Source organism: uncultured Planktosalinus sp., assembly GCF_963973675.1.
GTDB lineage: Bacteria > Bacteroidota > Bacteroidia > Flavobacteriales > Flavobacteriaceae > Planktosalinus.
In genome coordinates this window covers 1-3,012 of the sequence record NZ_CAXBAN010000333.1, presented here as the reverse complement: position 1 = coordinate 3,012, position 3,012 = coordinate 1, and the positions used below count along the sequence as shown (strand labels likewise).

The 3,012-nt window shown below is 39.9% G+C and carries 2 protein-coding genes; both read right to left on the bottom strand.

Annotated features, from left to right (window positions below):
- On the bottom strand, positions 1 to 565 hold a 565-nt coding region (locus AACY61_RS11485), incomplete at its 3' end, for a Na/Pi symporter (RefSeq protein ID WP_339611719.1).
- Between the two features lie 25 nt (positions 566 to 590).
- The coding region (locus AACY61_RS11480) for an HAD-IC family P-type ATPase (protein ID WP_339611718.1) at positions 591 to 3,012 on the bottom strand (2,422 nt) is incomplete at its 5' end.

The window sequence follows — 3,012 nt, the reverse complement described above, 5'->3', positions numbered from 1 at the left end:
TAATAATCAAGCCCAATAGCAAAAACGCCCAAAGTCCAAACTGTGAGAAAAAGTTCAAATCAATTTGGTCGGCCACAGCATCAAGAGCGTCTTTCATAAAGTCTAGCCCAAGAAATAGTAATCCAAACCCAATAAGAAAAACCCCCAGGTTTTTTAAAAACGGTCTGCTTTCCAGAAAAAGATAGGATAAAATCCCCAATGCAAGAAGCGGGAATGAAAAATCGGCAATATTCATTTTAAAACCCAGTGCTGCCACAATCCAGGCAGTGAATGTGGTGCCCAGGTTGGCCCCCAAAACTACCCCCAATGCATTTTTCAAACTCAACATGCCGGCACCTAAAAATGCCAAAACCAGCAGTGTAACCATGGAGCTGCTTTGTAAAATAGCTGTTACAAATGTTCCGGTAAGAATTCCTTTCCAACTTTTTTTTGTAAAACGTTTGATTATTCTTTGAAAAGATTTACCCGCAAGTCCTTTAATACCCTCCTCCAAATGACGCATTCCGAAAAGGAAAACTCCCAATCCGGCTAAAAACATCCAAAAATCAAAAGGTACATTTTGCATAATTCAATTTTAAAGGTTTACAAACTTAGACAGCAACTTTATACTTTATAAACTTATATAATTCTCCTGTCCAAAGTACGGTTGAAGATAACGCAATAAGTATCAAAAACTCATACACTGACACATACTCAAATGAAAAAATATGTTGAAAAAACGGCATTTCTATGATGACAATCTGTACAATAACCGATATGAGAATTGCCAGGTTGATGTACTTATTTGAGAAAAAACCAATTTCAAATATTGATTTTTTCAGCGAGCGCATATTGTATAAATTAAACAATTGAGAAAAAGCCATAACTATAAAAACAGCTGTTCTAGCTTTATTGAGACTTTTATCAATGAACCAAAAATAAACCACAAGAGACAAAACAGTCATGATTCCGGCCATCATAAACAAAAAAGGCAGTACACTCTTATTTAGAATTTTCTCATCCTGTTTCACGGGTTTGTCTTTCAATAAATCCTTGTGTCCTCGTTCTGCAGCCAGTGGTTTATCACAAAGTCCATCTGTAATGAGATTTAACCATAAAATTTGTGTAGCAGTTAATGCCATTGGCAATCCCATAGCTACAAGCGAAATGAGCGTTGTAATTTCAGCAAAATTTGTGGTCACCAAAAAGAAACTGGTTTTCCTGGCATTGGAAAAAACGATTCTCCCTTCTTCAATGGCATTGACAATGGTAGCAAAATTATCATCTGCCAGAACCACTTGAGAAGCTTCTCGTGCGACATCTGTTCCCATTAAGCCCATCGCTACTCCTATATCTGCTTTTTTTAAAGCGGGAGCGTCATTTACACCATCGCCGGTCATAGCCACTAATTCACCCATTGCCTGCAAGCGTTCAGCTATGCGCAGCTTGGTCTTGGGCGTCAAACGAGCAAATACCGAAACATTGCTAATAATCGCGTCAAATTCTCTTTCATCCAGCTGGAGTAGTTGCTGTTCATTCAAGGCAACCAATTCATCGTCATTAGATTCCTCTAAAATACCTACTTTTTTTGCTATGGCTATAGCCGTATTGATGTGGTCACCTGTTGCCATAATCACACGAATGCCGGCATTTTTACATTGCAAAACGGCCTCTTTGGTGTTTGGCCTTGGTGGGTCAATCATTCCGGTTAAACCGGAAAAAACCAATTCTTTAAGAAGTGTTTCCTCTATTTTTTCTACAGAATTTGGCAACTTTTTGTAAGCCAAACCGATTACCCGCATAGCGTCTGCAGACCACAAATCCATTCTTTCGCTGAGTTCCTTTTGAATGGAATCATCTATCAAAACCTCTGTACCTTCACGAGAAACATATTTTGAAACTTCAAGGATCTTCTCAGGTGCGCCAATCACAAAAAGAAATTTTTCTCCTTCAATTTCAATCAAGGAAGCACGTATCTTCAGTTTTGAATTGAACGGCAGGTCATCTATTTTTTGAAGCCCGTTAGTAGGTTCAAATTTCAAACCGGCTTTTGCAGCCAAAACAAGGAGCGCACCTTCTGTGGGGTCTCCCGCCAATTCATAAGCATCAGTAAGCTTGTCATGCTTGATCGATGCGTTATTGGAATAGGCTGCAATTTCGAGTAAGCGCTTTAAAGAAGTTACATTCTTGGGCTCAATAATTTTTTTATGCCTGCTAAAATTCCCTACAGGCAACCACCCTTCCCCACTTACATCAAACGGGTCATCCCCAAACATATACACTTTTTTAACAGTGAGTTTGTTTTGTGTGAGTGTTCCGGTTTTATCTGTGATAATAGTGGTAACTGCCCCCAGTGTTTCCACAGAGGTGATATCTCTAATAATGGCATTGCGTTTTGACATTCTGTAGGAACCAATGGCCAAAACCACCGAAAGAACTACTGGCAACCCTTCTGGAATCACTGAAACCAATGCAGCGATGGAAACCAGCAATAATTCATTGAACTCATAGTTTCCGGAAAAATAGCCTATTGTAAATAGAGTGAGCGCACTTAGTATCGAAAGGACGGCCATTTGACGACCTAGCTTATTGGTTTTCTTTTGAAAATTGGTTTCAGCACGTTTTATTTTAGAGAGTGTTTCAGCGATTTCACCCACAGCAGTATCGAGACCCGTTCCACAAACTACTGCTTTCCCAAAACCACCGCTCACAAAAGTGCTTTTGAACAGCATATTTTTTTGATCGGCAAGGGGAGTACTTTCAGGAACTATTTCATTGTTTTTTGACTCCGGAATAGATTCCCCGGTAAGTGACGCTTCTGTGACTTGTAAGTTTCTGGATTCAATGATGCGGGCATCTGCAGGAATACGCTCGCCTTCTTCGAGGATGATCATATCTCCCGGCACCAATTCTCTGGAAGGAATTACCGATTCTTTACCCCCACGAACAACCCTTGCTTTCTGTACCAGCATTTTTTTAAGCGCAGAAACAGCCTGTTCTGCTTTCGTTTCCTGAACAAAGCCAATCAGCGCA